The organism is Bradyrhizobium guangzhouense (genome assembly GCF_004114955.1).
Taxonomy (GTDB): domain Bacteria; phylum Pseudomonadota; class Alphaproteobacteria; order Rhizobiales; family Xanthobacteraceae; genus Bradyrhizobium; species Bradyrhizobium guangzhouense.
Genome location: NZ_CP030053.1, coordinates 6,581,201 through 6,604,631, shown reverse-complemented (window position 1 = coordinate 6,604,631; position 23,431 = coordinate 6,581,201). Strand labels below are relative to the sequence as shown.

The following is a 23,431-nucleotide window of genomic DNA, read 5'->3' as shown; positions in this document are numbered from 1 at the left end:
TTGGGCTGCGGAACGAGGTTTTGCCCAACAGACAGCCAGAACATCGTTTGCACACACACGGCCGCAGTTGACGTGCGGCCTAATCAGTGTGCCATCTACCGCAGCCAAAACCCGGCGGCCGTTCCGCGGCCGCCCGCAAGCATATGGGAACCAGACGGGGGACAACCATGCTGGACAAAGAACTGCGTTCGATGATCGGGAAGGTGAAGGACGGGCGGATGGATCGCCGCGCCTTCATTCAGCGCCTTGCCGCCGTCGGTCTCACTGCCCCCATGGCGAACCAGATCCTCGCCATCGGCGATGTCGCCATGGCCCAGAGCCCGTCGCCGTATCCGCCGACGAAGCGAGGTGGCGGCGGGCCGCTCAAGCTGTTGTGGTGGCAGGGGCCGACCCTGCTCAATCCGCATTTCGCGACGGGCACCAAGGATCAGGACGGCTCGCGCCTGTTCTATGAGCCGCTCGCCAGCTGGGATGTCGACGGCCAGCTCAATCCGATTCTCGCGGCCGAGATCCCGTCGATCAAGAATGGCGGCCTTACCGCCGACGGCAAGTCGGTGACCTGGAAGATCAAGCCCGGTGTCAAATGGCACGACGGCAAACCCCTGACGGCCGACGATTTCGTCTTTACCTGGGCCTATGCCAACGACCCCGCCACGGCGGCGGTCTCCATCACGGCCTACAGCGACCTGAAGGTCGAAAAGATCGATGACCTGACTATCCGGCTTGTGTTCGACAAGCCGACGCCGTTCTGGGCCAATGCGTTTGTCGGCGCCTATGGATGCGTTCTCCCGAAGCATCTGTTTGCGGACTACAAAGGATCGAAGTCCCGCGAAGCGCCGGCCAATCTGGCTCCGGTCGGCACCGGCCCCTACAAATTCGTGGAGTTCAAGCCGGGCGACCTGATCCGCGGCGAGCTCAATCCCGACTACCACATGCCCAACCGTCCGCATTTCGACACCATCGAGATGAAGGGAGGCGGCGATGCCGTCTCGGCGGCGCGAGCGGTGATCCAGACCGGCGAATTCGATTTCGCCTGGAACATGCAGGTCGAGGACGAAGTGCTGCTGCGTCTCGAGAAGGGCGGCAAGGGCAAGACCACCTATGCCGTGGGCGGCGACATCGAGTTCATTGCGATCAACTTCACCGATCCGAACACCGAGGTCGATGGTGAACGGTCCTCGATGAAGACCAAGCATCCGACCCTGTCGGACCCCACGGTGCGTCAGGCGCTCGCGTTGCTCGTCGACCGCGAGTCCGTGAAGAAGGCGATTTACGGCCGTGCCGGTCGCACCACCGCGAACTACCTCAATGGTCCCGACGACTTCGTCTCCAAGAACACCAAATGGGAGTTCAGCGTCGACAAGGCGATCGCGCTGCTCGAGAAGGCCGGATGGAAGGCCGGTGCCGATGGCATCCGCGAGAAGGACGGCAAGAAGCTGAAGTTCGTCTACCAGACCTCGATCAACGGTCCGCGTCAGAAGACTCAAGCGATCGTCAAGCAGGCCTGCCAGAAGGCGGGCATCGACGTCGAGCTGAAATCGGTCGTCGCCTCGGTGTTCTTCTCCTCCGACGTCGCCAATCCCGACACCTATTCGAAGTTCTACACCGACATCGAGGAGTTCCAGATCCCGATGACCCAGCCGGATCCGGCGCTGCACATGAAGCGCTACATCTCGAGCCAGGTGGCCACCAAAGACAACAAATGGCAGGGGCAGAACTTCCCGCGCTGGGTCAACAAGGATTACGACGCTGCGATCGAGGCGGCGGAGACCGAGATCGACCCGGTCAAGCGAGCCGCGCTCTACATCAAGTGCAATGACATGCTGTGGCAGGACACCGTGTTCATCCCGGTGATGCACCGCCTCACGGTGGATGCCTGCGCCACCACGCTGCAGCCGGTCATCTCGGGCTGGGCCAACCGGACCGACAACATCCAGGACTGGTACAGGGGAGCTTGATCGCGCGGGCATAGACGGGATTCTTCCCCCATGAGCCAGTATGTCCTGCGTCGCCTTCTGATCGCTATTCCGAGCCTGCTCGGCATCTCGGCGGTCCTGTTCTTCGTGCTGGCTCTTGCGCCCGGCGATCCGTTTTCGGAGTTGGCGACAAATCCGAACGTGCCACCCGAAGTGCAGGCTGCACTTCGGGCCAGGTTCGGCCTCGATGATCCGATCTATCTTCGCTACCTGCACTGGCTTTTTGCCATGGCGCATGGCGATTGGGGCTTCTCCTTCGTCAGCAGGATGGACGTCGACACGCTGATCCTCCAGCGCCTGCCGACCACGCTCTACGTGATCGGCTCGGCGCAGGTCCTGGCGCTCCTGATCGCGATCCCGGTCGGGGTCTACGCCGCCACCAAGCCCTATTCGTTGTTCGACCAGATCGCGAACACGCTCGCCTTCATCGGCTTCTCGCTGCCGACCTTCTTCACCGGTCTCCTGTTCATCCTGATCTTCTCGGTCACGCTGGACTGGCTGCCCTTCGTCTACACCACCGACATCAACGCCACCGGCATCCACTGGGTGCTGGAGATGATCCGTCAGGCCATCATGCCGGTGGCCGTGCTCGGCCTGTTCCAGGCGGCATCGATGACACGCTTTGTCCGTTCGGCGATGCTCGACGTTGTCAGGCTCGACTACGTCACCACGGCGCGCGCCAAGGGCCTCGGCCAAGCCAAGGTCATCGTCAAGCACGTGATGCGCAACGCCATGATTCCGGTGGTCACGCTGATCGCGCTGCAGATGCCTGCGGTGTTCGGCGGCGCCATCGTCACCGAGCAGATCTTCCGTATCCCTGGCATCGGATCGCTGTTGATCTCCTCCATCCTCTCCAACGACACGCCCGTGGTGATGGCCGTCACTTTCGTCTTCGCGTGCCTTGTGGTGCTGTTCAATCTCATCGCGGACGTCCTGTATGGCTGGCTTGACCCTCGCATCTCCCTCCGCTAAGCGGGGCGTCTACTCGCCTTGGCGCGAGACGTGGCGGCGCTATAGCCGCCATAAGCTCGCCGTGGTCAGCGCCTTCCTGCTTCTCGTGCTGATTCTCGCAGTCGTCGTCGGCCCCTTCATCTGGCGCGTCAAGATCGACGACATCGATATTGTCGCCGGTCTACAGGGGCCGTCGCTCGCCCATCCCTTCGGCACCGACGATCTCGGCCAGGACATCCTCGCGCGCATGATCTATGGCGGGCGCATCTCGCTTGCCGTCGGGCTTGCCGCGATGTTGGTGTCGGTCTTCATCGGCACCCTGGTCGGCGCGCTGGCCGGCATGTCGCGCGGCGCGCTCGGGCACGGTCTGATGTGGCTTACCGACCTCTTCCTGTCACTGCCGCAGCTGCCGCTGCTGCTGATGCTCATCTATCTGTTTCGGGACGGGTTGAAAGCGATGTTCGGTCCCGAGGGCGGCATCTTCATCCTGATCGTGCTCGTGATCGGCGGTCTGCGTTGGATGCCGGTGGCGCGTCTCGTCCGCGCGCAATTCCTGTCGATCCGCGAGAAGGAGTTCGTCGAGGCCGCGCGTGCGCTCGGCGCCAGCCCGGTGCGGCAGGTGGTGAAGCACATCCTGCCCAATGCGCTCGGCCCGGTGATCATCGCCGGCACCATCGACGTCGCCGCCGCCATCATCGCGGAATCGACACTGTCCTTTCTCGGTCTCGGCTTCCCGCCTGATACCCCGACCTGGGGTCGGCTGCTGTTCGACGCCAAGGACTTCCTCGATATCGGCCCGCATTGGGCCCTGTTTCCGGGCGGCGCGATCTTCGTCGCGGTCGTCGCCATCAACTTCATCGGCGATGGTCTGCGCGATGCGCTCGATGCGCGGCGGGTGATCTGATGGTGCCGTTGCTCGAGATCAAGGGTCTCAAGACCCACTTCTCAACCGATGATGGCATCCTCCAGGCCGTCGACGGCGTCGACATCACCATCAACAAGGGCGAGACGCTCTGCGTCGTCGGCGAGTCAGGCTGTGGCAAGACCGTGACTGCAATGTCGATCCTGAAGCTGATTGCGATGCCGCCGGGCCGCATCGCGGCCGGGGAGATCATCTTCGAGGGCCGCGACCTGGTGCCGTTGACGAGCAAGCAGCTCGACGACATCAGAGCCAAGGAGATCGGCTTCATCTTCCAGGAGCCGATGACCTCGCTCAATCCGGTGCTCACCGTCGGTGAACAGATCGCCGAGAGCCTGCGCCGCCATGAGAACGTCACCAGGAAGCAGGCGCTCGAGCGCACCATCGAGATGCTGAAGCTGGTGCAGATCCCGAACGCCGCAGGCCGTGTGCACAACTATCCGCACCAGTTCTCCGGCGGCATGCGCCAGCGCGTGATGATCGCGATGGCGCTGGCCTGCAAGCCCAAATTGATCATTGCCGACGAGCCGACCACCGCGCTCGACGTCACCATCCAGGCCCAGATCCTCGACTTGCTCCAGGACATGAAGGAGCGCTTCGGCATGGCGGTGATGCTGATCACCCATGCCATGGGCGTCGTCGCCGAAACAGCCCAGCGCGTCGTCGTGATGTATGCCGGCAAGGTGGTGGAGGAGGCCGGCGTCGACGCTCTGTTCGCCGATCCACGCCATCCCTATACCCAGGGGCTGATCCGCTCGATCCCGCGCATCGATCTCGACAGCGAGCACAAGACGCGGCTGGAGGCGATCGGCGGCACGGTGCCGATCCTGATCAATCCGCCGGTCGGCTGCCGCTTCGCGCCGCGCTGCAAGTTCGCCATGAACGTCTGCACCGCGAAGGAGCCGCTATTGCGGGAGATCGCGCCGGGCCACCGGATGGCCTGTCATCTCGGCGATCCGCAGCTGGGAGGCGCGGCATGAGCGAGCCCTTGCTCCGCGTCAGCGGCCTGAAGAAATATTTCCCCGTGCTCGGTGGCCTGTTGTCGCGCCAGGTCGCCACCGTCTATGCGGTCGACGGCGTGTCCTTCTCGGTCGATCGCGGCGAGACGCTCGGTCTCGTCGGCGAATCCGGCTGCGGCAAGTCGACGACGGGGCGCTGCGTGCTGCGCCTGATCGAGCCGACCGACGGCGAGGTGATGTTCGACGGTCAGGACGTCGGCAAGCTCGGCGGCAACGATCTGCGCGCGATGCGGCGGAACATGCAGCTCGTGTTCCAGGATCCGTTCGCCTCGCTCAATCCGCGCATGACGGTCGGCTCGATCCTCGGCGAGGCCTTCACCATCCACAATCTCGCCGCCAACTCCAGGGAGCGCGAGGACCGCGTCGCGGGCTTGTTGGTCAAGGTCGGCCTCAAGGCGGAGCATATGCGCCGCTATCCCCACGAATTCTCCGGCGGCCAGCGCCAGCGCATCGTGATCGCGCGCGCGCTCGCGGTCGAACCGAAGCTGATCGTCTGCGACGAGCCGGTCTCGGCGCTCGACGTCTCGATCCAGGCGCAGGTCATCAACCTCCTGGAAGATCTCCAGGCCGAGCTGAACCTCACCTATCTCTTCGTGGCGCACGATTTGTCGGTGGTCGAGCACATCTCCGACCGCGTCGCGGTGATGTATCTCGGCCGCATCGTCGAGCTGGCGAAGGCGAGCGACCTCTATCGCAATCCGCAGCATCCCTACACCAAGGCGCTGCTCTCTGCCGTGCCGGTGCCGGATCCCAAGCTCAAGCGCAACCGCATCCGCCTCAAAGGCGACGTGCCGAGCCCGATGAAGCCGCCGTCAGGCTGCCACTTCCACACCCGCTGTCCGATCGCCCAGCCGCGCTGCGCGGAAAGCGCGCCGGAGCTGAAGGAAGGCGCGGGCGGGCATTTCGTGGCGTGTCATCTGGCCTGAAGTTGCGCGGTGCATAGGTCCTCGGAGGCCTTGATCGCAAGGGACCGGCCGGCGTAGGGGGGACGTATGAGCCAGCTACAGGACGTCACTCTCGGCGCGATTGATGCGGCCGTGACCGACCGCGATGCCGAAGCGCGCCGGGCGCTGTGGGGATCGGCGCTCGGCTATGCCATGGATGGTTTCGACCTCCTCATCCTCGGCTTCATGCTGACGGCGATTTCGAAGGACCTCCATCTCACGCAGCCGCAGGCGGCCTCGCTGGTAACGGGAACATTGGTCGGCGCGGTTGTCGGCGGCCTCGGCTTCGGCATGCTGTCGGACCGGCTTGGCCGCGTCCGGGTTTTGACCTGGAGCATCGTCCTGTTCGCGATCTTCACCGGCCTCTGCGCGCTGGCGCAGGGCTACTGGGACCTGCTGGCTTACCGGGCCGTCGCGGGCATCGGTCTCGGCGGCGAGTTCGGCATCGGCATGGCGCTGGTGGCGGAGGCTTGGCCTGCAAGCAAGCGCGCGCGGGCAACGTCCTATGTGGGGCTCGGCTGGCAGTTCGGCGTGCTCATGGCGGCGCTTGTAACGCCGGTGCTGCTGCCGATCATCGGCTGGCGCGGCATGTTCGCGCTCGGCGTGCTTCCGGCGGCGATCGCTTACGTGATCCGGCGCAAGCTGCCCGAGCCTGACGTCTTCATCGCGCAAAAGGCGAAGGCGGCGGATGCCGGCTCGTCGCTTCGTGCGCTCGTGGCCGATGCGGAGACGACCCGGACCGGCATCGGCATGATCATCCTCTGCTCGGTGCAGAATTTCGGCTATTACGGCATCATGATCTGGCTGCCGAACTATCTCTCGACGCGGTTCGGCTATGGCCTGACGCAATCGGCGCTCTGGACCGCGGTCACGATTGCCGGGATGGCGCTCGGCATCTTCCTGTTCGGCCATGCGGCCGACCGTTTCGGCCGTCGTCCCGCGTTCCTCACCTACATGCTGGGCGCGGCCATCATGGTGGTGGTCTATTCGCAGTTGACATCCGCCGGTGCGCTGCTGGTCGGTGGCGCCGTGATGGGCTTCTTCGTCAACGGCATGCTCGGCGGCTACGGCGCGCTCATGAGCGAGCTCTATCCGACCGCGGCGCGCGCCACCGCGCAGAACGTGTTCTTCAACATCGGCCGGGCGGTCGCCGGCTTCGGCCCGCTGGTGGTCGGCATCGTCAGTGCTGCCTACGGCTTTCCGACCGCGATCGCAGGTCTTGCGTTGCTCTACCTCGTCGACATCGTCGCGCTGCTCATGCTGATCCCGGAGCGGCGCGGCGTCGACCTGGCCTGATGTCGAGGCAAGCCGGGATCATCCTTCCAGCGTAAACCCGACGCGCAGCGTCACCTGGTAGTGACGCACCGTACCGTTTTCGATGTGGCCACGGGTCTGCACCACCTCGAACCATTTCATCTCGCGGATGGTCTTGGACGCGCGGCTGACCGCGTTCTTGATGGCATCTTCGATCGAGGTCTCGGACGATCCGACCAGTTCCAGGATCTTGTAAACATGATCCTTCTCGGCTGCGGACATGGCGTGCCTCCCTGGGGTTGCCCGGCGGCGTTCGCCGCCGGATGGGCTCCCAATTGAACGGGTGCCGGCCGTTCCGGTTCCGTCGCGGGGCGGCGTGATGCTGGCTCTGCAGCGGACGCCATGGCCGCTATTCCGCGGCCTCTGCGGCTTGGGGTAGCACGGCCGCCGACTGCATTCCGCGCCAGAGCAACCGCAGCAGCAGGACCAGCAGGGCCATCATCGCAAAGCCGCCGAGGGCCGGTGCAAACCTGTCGGTCAGTCCGGCAAGATAAGCCTGTTCCTCGCCGAACTGCGCAGCCAGCCGCGCCGATTGAAGCATGCCATATGCGCCGGCGAGCAGGATCAGCCCATAGATGACGCTGCGTTCGCGCGCGCTCGCGAGCAGCGCGAGATTCGGAAGCAGCATGGCGAGGCCTATGCCGACCATGGGTAGATCATAATCATAGGCGTAGGGGCTGATCATCACCGAGACCATGGCGGTGATGCCGAGTGCAAATCTGGGAGACATGTTTCGCGCCGCGCCGAGCCGGACGGCAAGCACCACCGCGCCCAGCGCTAGGCTCGCGACGGCCGCCTGCGCCCAGAAGGCAATAGCCGGCGGAACGCCCGCACGGGAAAGCGCCGCGTAGGTCGAGATCATTCGCAGCAGCGGATAGATGCCCTGCTCGAGAAAGCTCGCCGATTCCCTGATCGCGCCGAGCCATGCGGTCCAGATCTGCCAGCCGAATACCATTGTGCAGACGACGGAGCTCGCCAGCACGACCGCAGCAGCGGTCGCGAGTGCCATCCAGCGGCGTGTCGCCAGCATGTAGACGCCGACAGCAATGGCCAGATGCGGCTTGACCACCATCGCACCCAGCGCGAGACCGGCGACAAGCTGGCGCCGTTCCACGTTGAGGCAGACCAGGCCGACCAGGGCGCCGGTGAGAAAGCCGTTCTGCCCGCCGCCGATCGTGATCGCAAGCGCCGGAAACAGTGCGACCAGGACATGCGCGAAACTCGCCCCTGCAATGGCGCGAAGCGTCAGGAGGTAGGCCGCGAGCGTTGCCGCGATGAACAGGAGGTAGGCGATGCCGGTCGGCAGCAGCGCGAGCGGTGCCACGAGCAGGTTGAACTGCGGCGGGTAGGTCCAGGGCATGAAGCCCGTCGCTCCGTGCGCGGCCTCGGCCTGCAGCTTCATCAGCGTTTCGAACCGGTAGACCAGATCGACCTGGCCGCGCCACACCTGCTGTGCGGCGATGTAGAAGGCGTCGAAATCGGAGAGTTCGCGGATCTGCAAGACGCCCCAGCGCCCAAACCTCAACGTCTTGAACAGCACCATCACGGCCAGCGCTGCCATCACGAAGCGGACATAGGCGGTCCGCTTCGATGACGACAATTGAACCGCTTCCAGCGCCTCGGCAAACATGAGCGACGACCCGACCCTGACCGATCGGCGGCATGCAGGTCCGCAGATCCCGGCCAAACTGCCATCGGAGGTTTAAGGGACGGTAACGATTAAAGAAGGATTTCGGCGGAACGCCTGCCGCGACCGCTGCGTCGGACCCGGATTGCGCCGGCGAAAGACGACGCAGCGCGCTGTCCTACGGATCCAGCTCCGTATCCCAGTAGAGGTAGTCCAGCCAGCTGTCGTGCAGATAGTTCGGCGGGAACAGGCGGCCGTTGCGGTGCAATTGGTGCACGGTCGGCGCGAACGCGTTCTGGCGCGGAAACATTTTTGCTTGCGCCGGCGTCAGATTGCCCTTGCGCAGGTTACAGGGCGAGCACGCCGCGACCACGTTCTCCCATGTGGTCTGGCCGCCTTTGCTGCGCGGGATGATGTGATCGAAGGTGAGGTCTTCGGGCGAGCCGCAATATTGGCAGGCGAAACGGTCGCGCAGGAACACGTTGAACCGGGTGAAGGCGGGATGCGTCGTCGGCTTGACGAAGGATTTGAGCGAAACCACGCTCGGCAGCTGCATTTGCAGCGTGGGACTGTGAACCGCCTGGTCGTAATGCGCGACGATATTGACGCGGTCGAGGAACACCGCCTTGATCGCGTCCTGCCACGACCACAGAGACAGTGGGTAGTAACTCAGCGGCCGGAAGTCCGCGTTCAGGACCAGCACCGGCCAACTGCCTTGCGAGACATGTGCGTTCAAGTAACGCTCCCGGCCTCCAATATACGCTGCGAAGCAGCATGTACTGACATACTACATGCAGCGTGACGGGATTGTGAAGCCCGTTGAGCGACTTATTCAGGTGCATGCAATGCGGCGGCAGGGTGGCAAAAGGCCCAGAAACGCCGCGATTTTCGGACGGGCGGCAGGGAGCTGGCGCGGGAGAGCTTTTCTCTTGGGGCTTTGCCGCAGCAGTTACTCCGGCACCCTTTCCAGCTTCTGCAAGCACCGCGTCGCGCGCACCTCCGCCGGCATGTCCCGGTCCCCAAAGCTGGCTTTCCAGTTGGTGACGCCGACTTCGCCGACATAGATGTCGCCCCTCGAATCAACGGCCAGGCCGTGCGGCGCGAGGAATTTGCCGCTCGCAACGCCCGCGCCTTCCTCGCCGCCGAGCCGCGCGATGCGCCTTCCCTTGGCATCGACGATCGACAGCCGCGGGCCGAGATTGGGCACATTGCGATTGACGTCGAGGCCGGGGCCGAGCTCGCCAATCACGAAGGTCGGGCTCTTGCTTCCGCCGCAACGGCACAGCGCACAGGGCCGATGCAGATTGTTCCACTGCGTTTCGTATTTGCCTTCGCCATTGAACACCTGCACGCGGTGGTTCTCACGGTCGGCGACATAGACCCAGCCGTCGGCATCGGTGGCAATATTGTGCACGATGTTGAACTGGCCGGGGTCGGTGCCGGGCTCGCCCCAGCTTTTGATCAGCTTGCCGTCCGGCGTAAACTTATGAACGCGTGCATTGCCGTAGCCGTCCGAGACATAGATCTCGCCCTTCGGCGACAGCGCAGTGTGGGTGCAGCGATGGAACGGCTCGCCGCTCATGAAGGGCGCCGGCTTTTTGGGGATGCCGATCGTCAGCAGCACCTTGCCGTCGATGGTGCATTTGCGCACAGTGTGGTCGCCGTCGTCGGTGCAGTAGAGATTGTCGTCGGCATCGATGTGCAGGCCGTGCGCGCGCGCGAACAGGCCTTCGCCAAAGCTGCGCAGGAAATTGCCCTGGCGATCGAGCACCACCATCGGATGTTCGCCGCGGTTGAAGACATAGACACGGTCCTTGCTGTCGACCGCGACGGAGGCGACGTCGGTGAGCTGCCAGCCGTCGGGCAGTTTCGCGAAGTTTTCGACGACGCGGTAGCGGTGCTCGCCGGTGCCGAGAATGGCTGGCATGGGTGGTCTCTCCTTCTGTCATTCCGGGGCACGCGAAGCGTGAACCCGGAATCCATTTTGCAGCACATTTTGTGGGTTGATGGATTCCGGGCTCGCGCTGACGCGCGCGCCGGAATGACGGCTGTAGTCACGACCGCCCCAACATCCCTTCCTCGATCGCCTTGATCTGGAGCGCCAGGAATTTCGAGTTGATCCGACATTGCGCGAGGCTGCCGGCGATGAACCAAAGGCCGGGCTGCTTCGTGCGCGCATACATGTTGCGGAGCTCAAAGCCGTCGCCAAAGCCCCAGACCGGGCCGACACGGTCGGCGACCGCATCGCCGAACAGCTTTCGCACCAGATATTCCTGCGGTTTGTAGCCGGTCGAGAGCACGATGAGATCGGCCGGCATGGCCGTGCCGTCTTTCATCCGCGCGCCGTCTTCCGTGAAGCTCTCGATGTCCTCGAACTGCTTCAGTCTGATCGCGCCCTCGACGATCAGGTTCGAGCATCCGACGTTGAAATAATAGCCGCCGCCGCGGGTGAGGTATTTGAACTGCCAGCCGGTGCCGCCCTCGCCGAAGTCGAGCTTGAAGCCGACGCTGCGAAGGCCGTCGAGCAGTTCCTTGTCGAGCTCCATCGATTGCTCGGTCAACATCACATGGGTCTTCTTCGCCAGCGGCGTCGGCATCGAAGCGGCGATCAGATCGTTGTCCTCGAGCGTGCCGTCATTGTAGGTCGCGTAGGCCAGTTGTGCCGACGGCTCGATATTGGTGACCAGCGTCGGCGAGCGCTGCACCAGCGTCACCTCGGCGCCGCTGGAATAGAGATCCTGCGCGATGTCGTGGCCGCTATTGCCGGTGCCGATGACGATGGCGCGCTTCCCCGTCCAGGTCTCGCCGTCCTCGTAACGGCTCGAATGCAGCAGCATGCCCTTGAAGCGATCGAGCGTCGGAATGTCAGGGATGTTGGCGATGCCGCTGACGCCCGTCGCCATGATCACATGGCGCGGATGCATGGTGCGCGGGCTGCCATCGGCACGGCGCAGCGCTACCGTCCAGCGGCCCCCGGTCTCGTCATAGGCGCCACCCTCGAACTCGGTGCCGGTCCAAAAATTCAGCTCCATCGCCTCGACGTAAGCCTCGAACCAGTTGGCGAGCTTGTCCTTGGGGATGTAGGTCGGCCAGCTCGGCGGGAACGGCATGTAAGGCATGTGATTGACCTGCACCTGGTTGTGCAGCGTCAGTGCGTGATAACGCTTGCGCCAGACATCTCCAATCCGCGCCCCGCGATCGACGATCAGCGTGTCGATCTGCAACTGCTTCAGCCGCGCTGCGATCGCAAGTCCGGCTTGGCCGCCGCCGACCACCAGCACGGCCGGATCGTGGTCAGCATAGTCGCGCGAGGCGTTGCGCAGATCGAGCCAGTTCGGACCACGGAAATCGCGCGAATAGGCCTGCCCCCGCGGCCGTGAGGTGCCGAGCTGTTCCTCGAAGCCTTTGAGCTCTTCGAGCGCGGTGAGCAGCGTCCAGGCCTTCAGCCGATCGCTGTCGGCAACGTCAGGCACGAGCCGGACGATGCCGCTACCTCGGCCGAGCGCGGTTTCGAAACTGAAAATCGCTTCGATGTTGGCGGTGCCCGCGCGCGTCACCCAGCGCGGCGCCGCGCGGTTTGGCGCGATCTTGAAACTGCGTGGCGCCGCCTTGGGCGCCAGCGTTGTCAGCGCCTGAGCGACTGCATTGCGGCCTGCAAGCGTTTGCAGGTTCCAGCTCAGCGCCAGCACATCGCGCCAAAAGCAGTCAGCCAGGAAGAGATCATTCAGCGCGACGCGATCGGGCTGGCCCAGATCGCGCTCGAACTCATCGAGCCAGGCTTGCGCGGACACGGCCATATCTTTCGTGCGATCCAGCATGCGCGACCTCGTGGCCGTCTTCGCGGCGTTTCCTCTGAGGTTGACGCTATACCGGTTCGATCGGCGTCAAAAGCGCTTTACCCGAGCAGGGAAAGCATATGGCCCTGCTCAGGCGGAATGCGCCTTGAGCGCTGCATCGGGAAGAGTGCATTCGATCAGCTTGTATTGCGCGAGATCGTTGCGTGCGACGACGAAGTCGGTCGATGTCATGGTGAAGGTCCCGGCTTTTTCCGCGCCGGCATCTTCTCCTTGGCGGTTGCGCGCTTTGCAACAGCAACATTGTTTGAAACGGCCTTCGTTTCGCCGGCGATGACGCCCTCGCGATTCTTCACGGCGCGGTAGTAGCTCCACCACAGATGTGCGGCGGCGCCACGCAGCGGGCGCCAGGGTTCGGCGAGCGGTGCCATCTGCTTTTCCGTCGGCCGCGCCTTCAGGCCGAGGCCGATCCTGATGCCCTCCTGCACGGCGAGGTCGCCGGCGGGCCAGGCATCGCCATGGCCGAGGCAGAACAAGAGATAGACGTCGGCGGTCCACGGTCCGATGCCGGGCAGCGAGACCAGCGTGTGATGCGCGGCATCGGCATCCTCTTCGGCGAGCACGTCGAGATTCAGCCGCTCGGCGATGATCTCGCGCGCGAGATGTTTCAGCGTCTTGATCTTGGCCGCTGATAGTCCGAGCCGCCCCAGCCGGTCGGCGCGGGCGCGCCGCACCGCCTCATGGTCGAACGGATCGAAGGCCGCGGACAGGCGTCCCCAGATCGCCGCCGCGCTCGCGGTCGACAGCTGCTGCCCGCAGACGATATGCGCAAGCCCCGCAAAGCCCGGCTCGCGCCGCCGCAACGCCGGCATGCCCGCGATCTCGAGCACGGGCTTGAGGCGCGGATCGCGCTTGACCAGCGCGTGCACAGCTTCTTCGAGGTCGGACTGAGATTCGAGGTGGATGGTCATCGTCGCTCTACTTTTCACGCATGGGCTTGACCCGCGGATCCATCTCCTATCGTAACAGAGTCTTGGCCATGACGAGATCTTGCCAAATGCCGCCACCCGTTTTCCGATTTGCCCCCAGCCCGAACGGCCATTTGCATCTCGGCCACGCTTATTCGGCGCTGCTCAATTTCGACCGCGCGCGCGAGACCGGCGGACGACTGCTGCTCCGCATCGAGGACATCGACACGACGCGCTGCCGGCCGGAATATGAGATCGCGATCTACGAAGACCTGGCTTGGCTCGGGATCACATGGGAGACGCCGGTGCGGCGGCAGTCGGAGCATCTCGCCGCCTATCGCGCCGCGCTGGAAAAGCTCTCCGCGCTCGGCCTCGTTTATCCCGCGTTCGAGAGCCGCGCGGAGATCGCGCGGCTGGTCGTCGCGCGCGAGGCGGATGGGCCATGGCCGTGCGACCCCGACGGTGCGCCGCGCTATCCTGGCGACGCAAAATCGCTGCCGGCCAGCGAGCGATCGCGCCTGATCGCCTCCGGCGCGCCTTACGCTTTGCGCCTCGATATGGCGGCGGCCTGCCGGCAGGTCTCCGGTCTGGCCTGGAACGAATTGGGTGAGGGACCTGACGGTGAGCATGGCCCGGTCTCCGCGTGGCCGGAGGCATGGGGTGACGTGATCCTGGCCCGTAAGGAGACGCCGACCAGCTACCATCTGTCCGTGGTGGTCGACGACGCGCTCCAGGACGTCACCGAGATCGTACGGGGCCAGGACCTGTTTCACGCTACTTCGGTCCACCGGCTGCTTCAGGCTCTGCTCGGCCTCCCCGAGCCCGTCTACCGCCATCACGGCCTGATTCGCGGCACCGATGGCCGGAAGCTGTCCAAATCGGATCGCTCGACTGGCCTCCGGGAATTGCGTGCGGCCGGCGTCTCGCCCGCCGGCATCCGCACGACCGTGGGATTAGGCTAAGTTTCTCTGGGGGTTAGCACGGCAGCGCCGTGACTCCGGGGCGGCCGTCGTGCCATGCTCACCTTTGAGCCCGGGGGTTCGAAGAGGATACTTCGAAGGGGATTTATGGCGGCGAGAACGCGTGCAGCGCGCACGACGCGAAAGTCCAGGCGACCGCCTCGGAAGCGGTCCGGGGCGGTTGGCCATGTGCGCAGGCGTAGCAACGGGAATGTCGAGCCCGATGTGATTCAGGCGGCGCTCGCTGCTTTTGCCCACGAGGTCCGAACGCCCCTGACCGGCATTCTGGCGATCAGCGACCTGCTTTCGACTTCCGACCTTGGCGAGCGCGAGCGGCGCTGGGCCGATACGATCAAGGCCGGTGCCGAGCATCTGGCGAACCTCGCCACGCTGTTCGTCGATGCCGCCAAGACCGGCAAGGGCGCCGGCAAGAGCGGCGCCACACTGCGGCAGGATCTGTTCGATTTGCGCGCGCTCGCCCGCAGCACCGGCGATTCGCTCGCCGGTCGCGCCGCTGCCAAGGGCCTTCAGGCCGAGGTCGATATCTCCGACAAGCTTCCGGGTCTGGTGGTCGGCGATCCCGTTCGCCTCCGCGCCGCACTCGAGAACCTGATCGACAATGCGGTCAAATTCACCGAGCAGGGTACTGTGGCCATCTCGGCCGCGCCTTGGCGTCCGGCCAAAGGCAAAACAAGCGGCAAAGCCAAGGACAAGCGCCGGGTCGGTGTCGCCTTCTCGGTCTCCGACAGCGGCATCGGGCTGACCATGGCCGAGATCAAGCGCCTGTTCCGTCCGTTCACCCAGGCCAATGTCACCATCGCCTCGCGCTTCGGCGGTGCCGGCCTCGGTCTGTCCTCGGTCAAGCAACTGGCCCGCGCGATGGGCGGCGACATCACGGTGGCGCCGCGACGGGGCGGCGGCGCCACCTTCACCCTGACCGTCACGCTCGATGCGGCCGGGCCGACCAAGGCACGCAAGACCGAAGGCGGCGAGGTGGAGGCGCTGGCGGCACTGCGCGTGCTCAGCGTCGAGGACAATCCGTTCGGCCGCGTCGTGCTCAACACGATCCTGACCGAGCTCGGCCATCATGCCGAGTTCATAGGACGCGGCGAGGATGCGGTGAGCCGGCTTGCGCAGGGCGGCTTCGATGTCGTGCTGATGGACATGGTGTTGCCGGGCATCGACGGTGTCGAGGCCATCAGGCGTATCAGGACAATGCAGGCGCCGCTGGCTCGGATCCCGATCATCGGCGTGTCCGGTCGTGGCGAGGACGAGGCGGCCTCGCGCGAGGCCGGCGCCGACGCCTTCCTCGTCAAGCCTGTGTCCCCGCGGGCTTTAGCGACTGCGCTGCTTGAAGCGACACGCCGTGAGGAAGTCGGGACTTGATGATCGCGGCGTTGAGCTCGCCGCCGAAGACGAAGATCGCGGCAATGAAATACAGAAACACCAGGGCGATGATCACCGAGGCGAGCCCCGCATACATCGTCACGTAATTGTTGGCGAAGCGCGCCAGGTATTGGCCGAACACGATGCCCGAGATCAGCGATGCCACCATGGTGAAGACGATGCCGGGCAGAATCTGGAAGAAGGTGCGCCGTCCCGAGGGCAGCCAGGCGTGCAGGATGAACAGGGCCACCACCAGCGCGCCGATGGTGATGCCGTAGCGCAGCCAGGTGAGAATGCTTTCATTGGACTCGACGAACAGCGGAATATGGCGCCGCGCCGCCTCGATGAAGAGCGGGCCGAGCACGATCAGAAACGCCATCGCGAGCGCGGTGAAGGCCGCAACCAGCGTATAGCCGATCGATTCCAGCCGCAGCCAGTACCAGCGCCGCATCTCCACCACCGCGTAGGCGCGGTTGAGCGCGACCCTGAGCGCCTCGACGCCGTTGGAGGCGAAATAGACCGACAGCACCGCGCCGATCGTCAGCACCCCGGTGCGGGTCGTGGTCAGCACGTCGTGGATCTCTCCGGATAGGGAATCGGCCACTTGCTTCGGCCAGACCTCGAGCATCAGCCCGGCTGCCTGGTCGGCAAGCTCCTTGGAGCCGAAGAAGCCGGCCAGCGAGGTCAGCACGATCAGGAACGGGAACAGCGCCATCAGTGTCGAGAGCGCGATATGGCTCGCGATCGCCCAGCCGTCGTCGGCCAGGAACGTGTAGAAGGCGTCCTCTACGATGACATAGATGGTGCGGATGGCTTTCAAGCGCGACCTACACGACAGCTGTCATTCGCTCGCCCGGCGCGCGGGGAGAGGCAAAGAAGCCGGGCAATTTGCACGGACCGGAAATCATCTCCCTACCATCTGATATTATTGACGGAAAAGCCAGATCGCGAAGCGCCCCGCCGTCATTCCGGGCTCGCGCTGCGCGCGCCCGGAATGACGGCGGTTGCCGCGACGCCATGGCGAAGCGCCGCACACGGTGTTATCACCCTCCAATGGCATCTCTCCTCAGTACTTTCATCCTGCCGATCGCCGTGGCCGCCGTGGCGGTGGTGCTGCTGCTCGGCCTCGTCAACATGATGCGCGGCGGCTCGCCGAACACATCGCAGAAGCTGATGCGCCTGCGCGTGCTGCTCCAGTTCGTCGCGATCGTCATCGCCATGATCGCGGTCTGGGCGATGGGGCGGTAAACATGGTTGTTCTGAACCGCATCTATACGAAGACCGGTGACGACGGCACGACAGCGCTGGGGTCAGGCGAGCGCCGTCCAAAATACGATCTGCGCATCACAGCTTACGGAACCGTCGACGAGACCAATGCCGCGATCGGCGTGGTGCGCCTTCACACCAAGGATGCACTGGTGCTCGATGCGATGCTCGGCCGCATCCAGAACGATCTGTTCGATCTCGGCGCCGATCTCGCCGTGCCGGAGCGGGAGGGCCAAGGAACCAAAAAGGCCGAGCGTCTGCGGGTGGTCGCGAGCCAGGTCGAGCGGCTCGAGCACGACATCGACGCGCTCAACGACAAGCTTGCGCCGCTCACCTCCTTCGTGCTCCCGGGAGGCACGCCGGCCGCCGCCTACCTCCATGTCGCGCGCACGATTTGCCGCAGGGCGGAACGGGTGATGGTGGAACTGGCCGCGCAGCCCGGCGAGACGGTCGGCGCCGCTGGCATTCAGTATATGAATCGCCTGTCCGACTTCCTGTTCGTGGCCAGCCGCGCCGCCAACCATGATGGTGCCGGCGACGTGCTCTGGGTTCCGGGCCAGAATCGCTGACCCATTGAGATCAGCATTTCAGGGGGCTAAATTTAGGCCCCTTCGCGCGTTGACCGGGCCGGATCAGGCCTTTAGGTTCCGCGCCAGTTGAATAACCCCCCTCCCAAATTGAGTGAAAGAGGATCGATGAAGGTCTTAGTGCCGGTAAAGCGGGTGGTCGATTACAACGTCAAGGTCCGCGTCAAGGGCGATGGATCGGGCGTCGAACTCGCCAACGTCAAGATGTCGATGAACCCCTTCGACGAAATCGCGGTCGAGGAAGCGCTGCGCCTGAAGGAAGCCGGCAAGGCGACCGAAGTCGTGGTGGTCTCCATCGGACCTGCGCAGGCGTCGGAGACGATCCGTACGGGTCTCGCCATGGGCGCCGATCGCGGCATCCTGGTGAAGGCCGAGGGCACCGTGGAGCCGCTCGCCGTCGCCAAAATCCTCAAGAAGGTTGCTGAAGAAGAGCAGCCCGGCCTGATCATCCTCGGCAAGCAGGCGATCGACGACGACAGCAACCAGACCGGTCAGATGCTGGCCGCGCTGCTCGGCTGGTCGCAGGCGACCTTCGCCTCGAAGCTCGAAGTCGAAGGCTCCGACTTCAAGGTCACCCGCGAAGTCGACGGCGGCCTGCAGACTGTCAAGCTCAAGGGACCGGCGATCGTCACCACCGATCTGCGTCTCAACGAGCCGCGCTATGCTTCGCTGCCCAACATCATGAAGGCCAAGAAGAAGCCGATCGCTGAGAAGACCGTCGCCGATTACGGCGTCGACGTCGCGGCACGCCTCGAAGTTCTGAAGACGGCTGAGCCCGCGGGCCGCAAGGCCGGCGTCAAGGTGAAGGACGTCGCCGAGCTGGTGTCGAAGCTCAAGAACGAAGCCGGGGTGCTCTGATGACTGCGCTGTTGATTGCTGAACACGAACACGAGGTCCTCAAGGACTCCACCAACAAGGCGCTGACCGCGGCCTCCCAGCTCGGCGGCGACGTCCACGTGCTGGTCGCCGGTGGCGGGCAGGGCACCAAGGCTGCGGCCGAGGCGGCCTCGAAGCTTGCCGGTGTCGCCAAGGTGCTGGTCGCCGAAGGCGAAGCCTACGCGCACGATCTCGCCGAGCCGCTGGCCGCGCTGATCGTCTCGCTGGCCCCGTCCTACGACGCGATCGTCGCGCCCGCGACCTCGCGCTTCAAGAACGTGATGCCGCGCGTCGCAGCCCTGCTCGACGTCATGCAGGTCTCGGAGATCATCAAGGTGGTCGCGCCCGACACCTATGAGCGTCCGATCTATGCCGGCAACGCCATTCAGACGGTGAAGTCGAAGGACGCCAAGAAGGTCATTACGGTCCGTACTTCGACCTTCGCGGCGGCAGCTGCCGGCGGCAGCGCGCCGGTTGAGAGCGTCGCGGCAGCGGCGGACCCTGGCCTGTCGACCTTCGTCGGCGAGGAAGTCGCCAAGAGCGACCGTCCCGAGCTGACCTCGGCCAAGATCATCGTGTCCGGTGGCCGCGCCATGCAGAGCCGCGAGAACTTCGCCAAGTACATCGAGCCGCTCGCCGACAAGCTCGGCGCCGGCGTTGGCGCCTCGCGCGCGGCGGTCGACGCCGGCTATGCGCCGAACGATTGGCAGGTCGGCCAGACCGGCAAGGTCGTGGCCCCCGAGCTTTACGTCGCGGTGGGCATTTCCGGCGCGATCCAGCATCTGGCCGGCATGAAGGACTCCAAGGTGATCGTCGCGATCAACAAGGATGAGGACGCGCCGATCTTCCAGGTGGCCGATTACGGCCTAGTCGCCGACCTCTACCAGGCGGTTCCGGAGCTGACCGCCGAACTCGGCAAGCTCGGCAAGTAAAACGCGATAAAAACACCGGCCGGAGGTATAAACTCCGGCCGGTGTTTCATTTCTGAGGCGTTTTCTTTGGCGTGGGGCACGCCTTCGAAGCGATCCAATCTAGGTTTCGGGCCAGGATTCTGATCTAATCGAGCTTCTGATTAAATCGGACCTCCCGGCTCGGGGGATTAGGCAGGGCGCGATATGCGCGCCGTTCCGGTGGATGACATTATGGCGGCAGTGATCAAGAAGGTCGGCGTGATCGGCGCGGGTCAGATGGGCAATGGCATCGCGCATGTCGCGGCCCTGGCCGGCTTCGACGTGGTGCTCAACGACGTCTCGGCTGACCGCCTCAAGTCCGGCATGGCCACCATCAACGGCAATCTGGCGCGCCAGGTCTCCAAGAAGGCCGTCAGCGAGGACGACAAGACGAAGGCGATGGCGCGCATCTCGCTGGCCGAGAAGCTCGACGACCTCGCCGATTGCGATCTCGTGATCGAGACCGCGGTCGAGAAGGAAGAGGTCAAGCGCAAGATCTTCCACGAGCTCTGCGCGGTGCTGAAGCCGGAGGCGATCGTCGCCTCCGATACCTCCTCGATCTCCATCACCCGCCTTGCCGCCGCCACGGACCGGCCCGAGCGCTTCATCGGCATTCACTTCATGAATCCGGTGCCGCTGATGGAGCTGGTGGAACTGATCCGCGGCATTGCCACCGACGACCAGACCTTCGAGGCCTCCAAGGAATTCGTCGCCAAGCTGGGCAAGCAGGTCGCGGTCTCCGAGGATTTCCCGGCCTTCATCGTCAACCGCATCCTGCTGCCGATGATCAACGAGGCGATCTACACGCTGTACGAAGGCGTCGGCAATGTCGAGGGGATCGACGCGGCGATGAAGCTTGGCGCCCACCATCCGATGGGCCCGCTCGAGCTTGCCGATTTCATCGGTCTCGATACCTGCCTGTCGATCATGCAGGTGCTGCACGAGGGCCTCGCCGACTCCAAATACCGGCCGTGCCCGCTGCTGGTGAAATACGTCGAGGCCGGCTGGCTCGGCCGCAAGACCCAGCGTGGCTTCTACGACTACCGCGGCGCCAAGCCGGTTCCGACGCGGTAAATCGATCTTGTGACAATTCATGTCGTGTTAACCCCTCGCGCCTAGGCTCGCGCCGGTACGAGGGTGTGCGTAATGGACACGATGGCGATGGTCAGCACCATGCTGGCCTCTCAGCAAGGCGCGCTACAGTCGAATATCTCGGCGACGCTGATGAAGCAGAACGCGGATGCGGAGAAGTCCGCCGTCCTGACGCTGCTGGGCGCCGGTCAGCCTTCCCTTGCCAATGTTGGCGCTGGCGTCGGCGGCAACCTCAACGTCTCGGCCTAATTAAAGCGACGCAGCAGCCGGGCCTAACGCTGCCCGAAGCAGCTTGAGCGCGTCGTCGCTCGCCCACTCCGCCGGACCTGCGATCGTCGCGATCTCGCATCCCTGCGGGTCGACCAGCACCGAGGTCGGCATGCCCAGCGCCCGGCCTATCGCCTTAAGATCCTGGAAAACCTTGGCTTTCTGGTCGGTAAAATAACCGAGCCGGGTCAGATTGGCGTCCTTCAGGAAATTTTTCGGCTTCTCGGGGTCCCGGGTGTCGATATTGATCGCCACCACCTCGAAGTCAGGGCCCGACAGCTTGGTCTGGAGCTGGTCCAGCGCCGGCATCTCCTTGCGGCAGGGCACGCACCAGGTGGCCCAGAGATTGACCAGCAGGGTCTTGCCTCGGAAATCCGACAGTTTCCTCTGTTTGCCGTCGCCGTCCTCGAAGGTCAGGTCCGGCAGCTTCAGGGGGGCGCTCGCCATGGTCAGCGCCGCCACCTCGCCACGGGCGAGCGGGGCGATCTTCTGGGCCGTTGCCACCGCCGGTTTGCAGCTCGGATCGCCCGACGGAGCCCGGTTCAGGCCAAGCCCGTACAGCGCGGCGAAGCCGGCGAGGCCACCGATCACCACGGTGGCGATGACGATGGGGATCCGGCGCGTGGCGGAGGGCTTCTGGTCGAGCATATCGTTTGTCATCCGGTCGCAGATATGGCTATCAGGGGCCTCTTAATACGGCTGGCCTCGGCCGGCAAACATGCGGCAAGGCAAGGCGTGAGCAGGGGATCATGAGCAACAAGATGTGGGGCGGCCGGTTCTCGGAACGTCCCGATGAGATCATGGAAGAGATCAACGTCTCCATAGATGTCGATCGTCACCTCTATGCCCAGGACATTGCCGCGTCCAAGGCCCACGCCGCGATGCTTGCCGCGAATGGCATCATCACGGCCTCTGATGCGAAAAATATCGGCAAGGGTCTAGACACGATTTTGTCAGAGATCGGCAAGGGCGGCTTCGCGTTCAAGCGCGCGCTCGAGGACATTCATATGAATGTCGAGAGCCGCCTGTCGGAGCTGATCGGGCCCGCCGCCGGCCGGCTGCACACCGCGCGCTCGCGCAACGACCAGGTCGCGACCGACTTCCGCCTCTATGTCCGCGACATCGTCGACGAGACCGATGCGGCGCTTGCCGCGTTCCAGCAGGCGCTGGTGGGGCGCGCGCTGGAACACGCCGGAACCGTGATGCCCGGTTTCACGCATCTGCAGACCGCGCAGCCCGTCACTTTCGGCCACCATCTGCTCGCCTATGTCGAGATGGCCGCGCGCGATCGCGGCCGTTTCCAGGATGCGCGCAAGCGGCTCAATGAATCGCCGCTCGGCGCGGCCGCGCTGGCCGGCACCTCGTTCCCGATCGACCGTCATGCCACCGCGAAGGCGCTGGCCTTCGATCGCCCGATGGCGAATTCGCTCGATGCAGTCTCCGACCGCGACTTCGTGCTGGAAACGCTGTCGGCGGCTTCGATCTGCGCCGTGCACATGTCGCGCTTTGCCGAGGAGATCGTGATCTGGACCTCGCCGCTGGTGGGCATGATCCGCCTCAGCGACAAGTTCACCACCGGCTCCTCGATCATGCCGCAGAAGCGCAATCCTGACGCCGCCGAGCTCGTCCGCGCCAAGACCGGCCGCGTCATCGGCGCGCTCAACGGCCTCCTGATCGTGATGAAGGGCCTGCCGCTCGCCTATCAAAAGGACATGCAGGAGGACAAGCAGGGCGCCATGGAGGGCTTTGCCGCGCTGTCGCTGGCGATCCGCGCCATGACCGGCATGGTCCGCGACCTCGTACCTGACGAGGCCAAGATGAAGCTTGCTGCGGGGGAGGGCTATGCCACCGCGACCGATCTTGCCGACTGGCTGGTGCGGACGCTGAAAATGCCGTTCCGCGAGGCCCACCATATCACCGGCCGCATCGTCGCCAAGGCCGCCGCGGGCGGCGTGGCGCTGCATGAGCTGCCGCTGCAGGAGATGCAGGCGATCGAGCCCAAAATCACCAAGGACGTGCTCGGCGTGCTCTCGGTCGAATCGTCGGTCAAGAGCCGCACCAGCTACGGTGGCACAGCACCGAAGAACGTGACGGCACAGGCCAAGGCCTGGGCCAAGCGGCTGGAAAAAGAGCGAAAATTGGGCTGAAGGCCGAAATTTCGCCGGACCTCCGTGGCCTTCCGGCACTCGCCAGCGGGGGCCAATCTCTGTATGGTGCGGCCGCTTAGTGGGGATTTCGTCGTGACGTCACAGTTTCGCCCGGCCGGCTCGGGGTGGGCCATCATTGTCCTTAGCCTGACGGCGCTCGCGCTCGCCGGCTGTGGCCGCAGAGGCCCGCTCGACCTGCCGCCGACCGCCTCCAGTGCCTCCACGGCCAACGTCGCCGCGCCCACCGACACAGAGACCGAAGCCCAGAAGACGCCGAGCGTGTTCAATCCGACCTATGGCGCCGACGCGCCGCCGGCGGCGACCAAGGGCAGGAAGAAATCGTTTATCCTCGACCCGCTCCTGGACGAACCAGCCGGCAGGTAACGCGC

General features: G+C 64.6%; 24 protein-coding genes. 16 read left to right on the top strand and 8 right to left on the bottom strand.

Annotated elements, in window-relative coordinates:
* The first annotated feature begins 167 nt into the window (after positions 1 to 167).
* From XH91_RS31465 to XH91_RS31440, 6 genes are all read left to right on the top strand, one after another.
* Complete coding sequence (locus XH91_RS31465) at positions 168 to 1,958, top strand: peptide ABC transporter substrate-binding protein (protein ID WP_128954203.1); 1,791 nt, start codon at positions 168 to 170, stop codon at positions 1,956 to 1,958.
* A gap of 30 nt (positions 1,959 to 1,988) precedes the next feature.
* Complete coding sequence (locus XH91_RS31460; RefSeq protein ID WP_128954202.1) at positions 1,989 to 2,948, top strand: ABC transporter permease; 960 nt, start codon at positions 1,989 to 1,991, stop codon at positions 2,946 to 2,948.
* Positions 2,914 to 3,831: an ABC transporter permease gene (locus XH91_RS31455; protein WP_128954201.1), complete on the top strand. Its 918-nt coding sequence runs from the start codon at positions 2,914 to 2,916 to the stop codon at positions 3,829 to 3,831. The genes XH91_RS31460 and XH91_RS31455 overlap by 35 nt, the downstream gene beginning before the upstream one ends.
* Positions 3,831 to 4,826 carry an ABC transporter ATP-binding protein gene (locus XH91_RS31450; protein ID WP_128954200.1) on the top strand — a complete coding sequence of 332 codons (996 nt, stop codon included), beginning with the start codon at positions 3,831 to 3,833 and terminating at the stop codon, positions 4,824 to 4,826. The genes XH91_RS31455 and XH91_RS31450 overlap by 1 nt, the downstream gene beginning before the upstream one ends.
* Positions 4,823 to 5,791 carry an ABC transporter ATP-binding protein gene (locus XH91_RS31445; RefSeq protein WP_128954199.1) on the top strand — a complete coding sequence of 323 codons (969 nt, stop codon included), beginning with the start codon at positions 4,823 to 4,825 and terminating at the stop codon, positions 5,789 to 5,791. Before XH91_RS31450 ends, XH91_RS31445 begins: the two co-directional genes overlap by 4 nt.
* Positions 5,792 to 5,857: 66 nt before the next feature.
* Complete coding sequence (locus XH91_RS31440; RefSeq protein ID WP_128954198.1) at positions 5,858 to 7,105, top strand: MFS transporter; 1,248 nt, start codon at positions 5,858 to 5,860, stop codon at positions 7,103 to 7,105.
* 18 nt (positions 7,106 to 7,123) lie between these two features.
* Here the strand turns inward: XH91_RS31440 and XH91_RS31435 are convergent, their stop codons facing one another.
* From XH91_RS31435 to XH91_RS31410, 6 genes are all read right to left on the bottom strand, one after another.
* Positions 7,124 to 7,345, bottom strand: coding sequence for a dodecin (locus XH91_RS31435; RefSeq protein WP_128954197.1), 222 nt, complete (start codon positions 7,343 to 7,345; stop codon positions 7,124 to 7,126).
* 127 nt (positions 7,346 to 7,472) lie between these two features.
* Complete coding sequence (locus XH91_RS31430) at positions 7,473 to 8,753, bottom strand: glycosyltransferase family 87 protein (protein ID WP_128954196.1); 1,281 nt, start codon at positions 8,751 to 8,753, stop codon at positions 7,473 to 7,475.
* A gap of 175 nt (positions 8,754 to 8,928) precedes the next feature.
* A complete protein-coding gene (locus XH91_RS31425) occupies positions 8,929 to 9,486 on the bottom strand; it encodes an HNH endonuclease (protein ID WP_028134115.1) in 558 nt (185 codons plus the stop codon).
* 213 nt (positions 9,487 to 9,699) lie between these two features.
* Positions 9,700 to 10,677, bottom strand: a complete 978-nt coding sequence (locus XH91_RS31420) for a peptidyl-alpha-hydroxyglycine alpha-amidating lyase family protein (RefSeq protein WP_128954195.1) — start codon at positions 10,675 to 10,677, stop codon at positions 9,700 to 9,702.
* Between the two features lie 127 nt (positions 10,678 to 10,804).
* On the bottom strand, positions 10,805 to 12,568 hold the full coding sequence (locus XH91_RS31415) for a flavin-containing monooxygenase (RefSeq protein ID WP_128954194.1): 1,764 nt from the start codon (positions 12,566 to 12,568) through the stop codon (positions 10,805 to 10,807).
* 206 nt (positions 12,569 to 12,774) lie between these two features.
* The gene (locus XH91_RS31410; RefSeq protein ID WP_128954193.1) at positions 12,775 to 13,515 is read right to left on the bottom strand and encodes a DNA-3-methyladenine glycosylase family protein; all 741 of its coding nucleotides are present in this window, start codon (positions 13,513 to 13,515) and stop codon (positions 12,775 to 12,777) included.
* A gap of 86 nt (positions 13,516 to 13,601) precedes the next feature.
* Between XH91_RS31410 and gluQRS the strand changes: the two genes are divergently transcribed.
* Positions 13,602 to 14,474, top strand: a complete 873-nt coding sequence (gene gluQRS / locus XH91_RS31405) for a tRNA glutamyl-Q(34) synthetase GluQRS (RefSeq protein WP_128954192.1) — start codon at positions 13,602 to 13,604, stop codon at positions 14,472 to 14,474.
* A gap of 105 nt (positions 14,475 to 14,579) precedes the next feature.
* Positions 14,580 to 15,857, top strand: coding sequence for an ATP-binding protein (locus XH91_RS31400; protein ID WP_128954191.1), 1,278 nt, complete (start codon positions 14,580 to 14,582; stop codon positions 15,855 to 15,857).
* Here XH91_RS31400 and XH91_RS31395 read toward each other — a convergent pair.
* Positions 15,784 to 16,677: a YihY/virulence factor BrkB family protein gene (locus XH91_RS31395; RefSeq protein ID WP_128954190.1), complete on the bottom strand. Its 894-nt coding sequence runs from the start codon at positions 16,675 to 16,677 to the stop codon at positions 15,784 to 15,786. The genes XH91_RS31400 and XH91_RS31395 overlap by 74 nt on opposite strands.
* A gap of 233 nt (positions 16,678 to 16,910) precedes the next feature.
* On the opposite strand from XH91_RS31395, the gene XH91_RS31390 reads away from it, so the two are divergent.
* The 6 genes from XH91_RS31390 (at position 16,911) to XH91_RS31365 (ending at position 20,877) form a co-directional block, all read left to right on the top strand.
* Positions 16,911 to 17,105, top strand: a complete 195-nt coding sequence (locus XH91_RS31390; RefSeq protein WP_128954189.1) for a twin transmembrane helix small protein — start codon at positions 16,911 to 16,913, stop codon at positions 17,103 to 17,105.
* Between the two features lie 2 nt (positions 17,106 to 17,107).
* On the top strand, positions 17,108 to 17,692 hold the full coding sequence (locus XH91_RS31385) for a cob(I)yrinic acid a,c-diamide adenosyltransferase (protein ID WP_128954188.1): 585 nt from the start codon (positions 17,108 to 17,110) through the stop codon (positions 17,690 to 17,692).
* A 126-nt stretch (positions 17,693 to 17,818) separates the two neighbouring features.
* Positions 17,819 to 18,568 (top strand): electron transfer flavoprotein subunit beta/FixA family protein, encoded by a 750-nt coding sequence (locus XH91_RS31380; RefSeq protein WP_128954187.1) that lies wholly within the window; start codon positions 17,819 to 17,821, stop codon positions 18,566 to 18,568.
* Complete coding sequence (locus tag XH91_RS31375) at positions 18,568 to 19,518, top strand: electron transfer flavoprotein subunit alpha/FixB family protein (RefSeq protein WP_128954186.1); 951 nt, start codon at positions 18,568 to 18,570, stop codon at positions 19,516 to 19,518. Before XH91_RS31380 ends, XH91_RS31375 begins: the two co-directional genes overlap by 1 nt.
* Positions 19,519 to 19,728: 210 nt before the next feature.
* The gene (locus XH91_RS31370; protein WP_128954185.1) at positions 19,729 to 20,610 is read left to right on the top strand and encodes a 3-hydroxybutyryl-CoA dehydrogenase; all 882 of its coding nucleotides are present in this window, start codon (positions 19,729 to 19,731) and stop codon (positions 20,608 to 20,610) included.
* Between the two features lie 72 nt (positions 20,611 to 20,682).
* Positions 20,683 to 20,877 carry a hypothetical protein gene (locus tag XH91_RS31365; RefSeq protein WP_128954184.1) on the top strand — a complete coding sequence of 65 codons (195 nt, stop codon included), beginning with the start codon at positions 20,683 to 20,685 and terminating at the stop codon, positions 20,875 to 20,877.
* Here XH91_RS31365 and tlpA read toward each other — a convergent pair whose 3' ends face one another.
* Positions 20,878 to 21,543, bottom strand: a complete 666-nt coding sequence (gene tlpA, locus XH91_RS31360) for a thiol:disulfide interchange protein TlpA (RefSeq protein WP_128954183.1) — start codon at positions 21,541 to 21,543, stop codon at positions 20,878 to 20,880. It lies immediately after the preceding gene.
* A 101-nt stretch (positions 21,544 to 21,644) separates the two neighbouring features.
* On the opposite strand from tlpA, the gene argH reads away from it, so the two are divergent.
* Together argH and lptM are read left to right on the top strand one after the other, a co-directional pair.
* Positions 21,645 to 23,042 (top strand): argininosuccinate lyase, encoded by a 1,398-nt coding sequence (gene argH / locus XH91_RS31355; protein WP_128954182.1) that lies wholly within the window; start codon positions 21,645 to 21,647, stop codon positions 23,040 to 23,042.
* A gap of 93 nt (positions 23,043 to 23,135) precedes the next feature.
* Entirely contained in the window at positions 23,136 to 23,426 is a 291-nt protein-coding gene (gene lptM, locus XH91_RS31350) for an LPS translocon maturation chaperone LptM (protein ID WP_128954181.1), read from the top strand.
* Positions 23,427 to 23,431 lie beyond the last annotated feature (5 nt).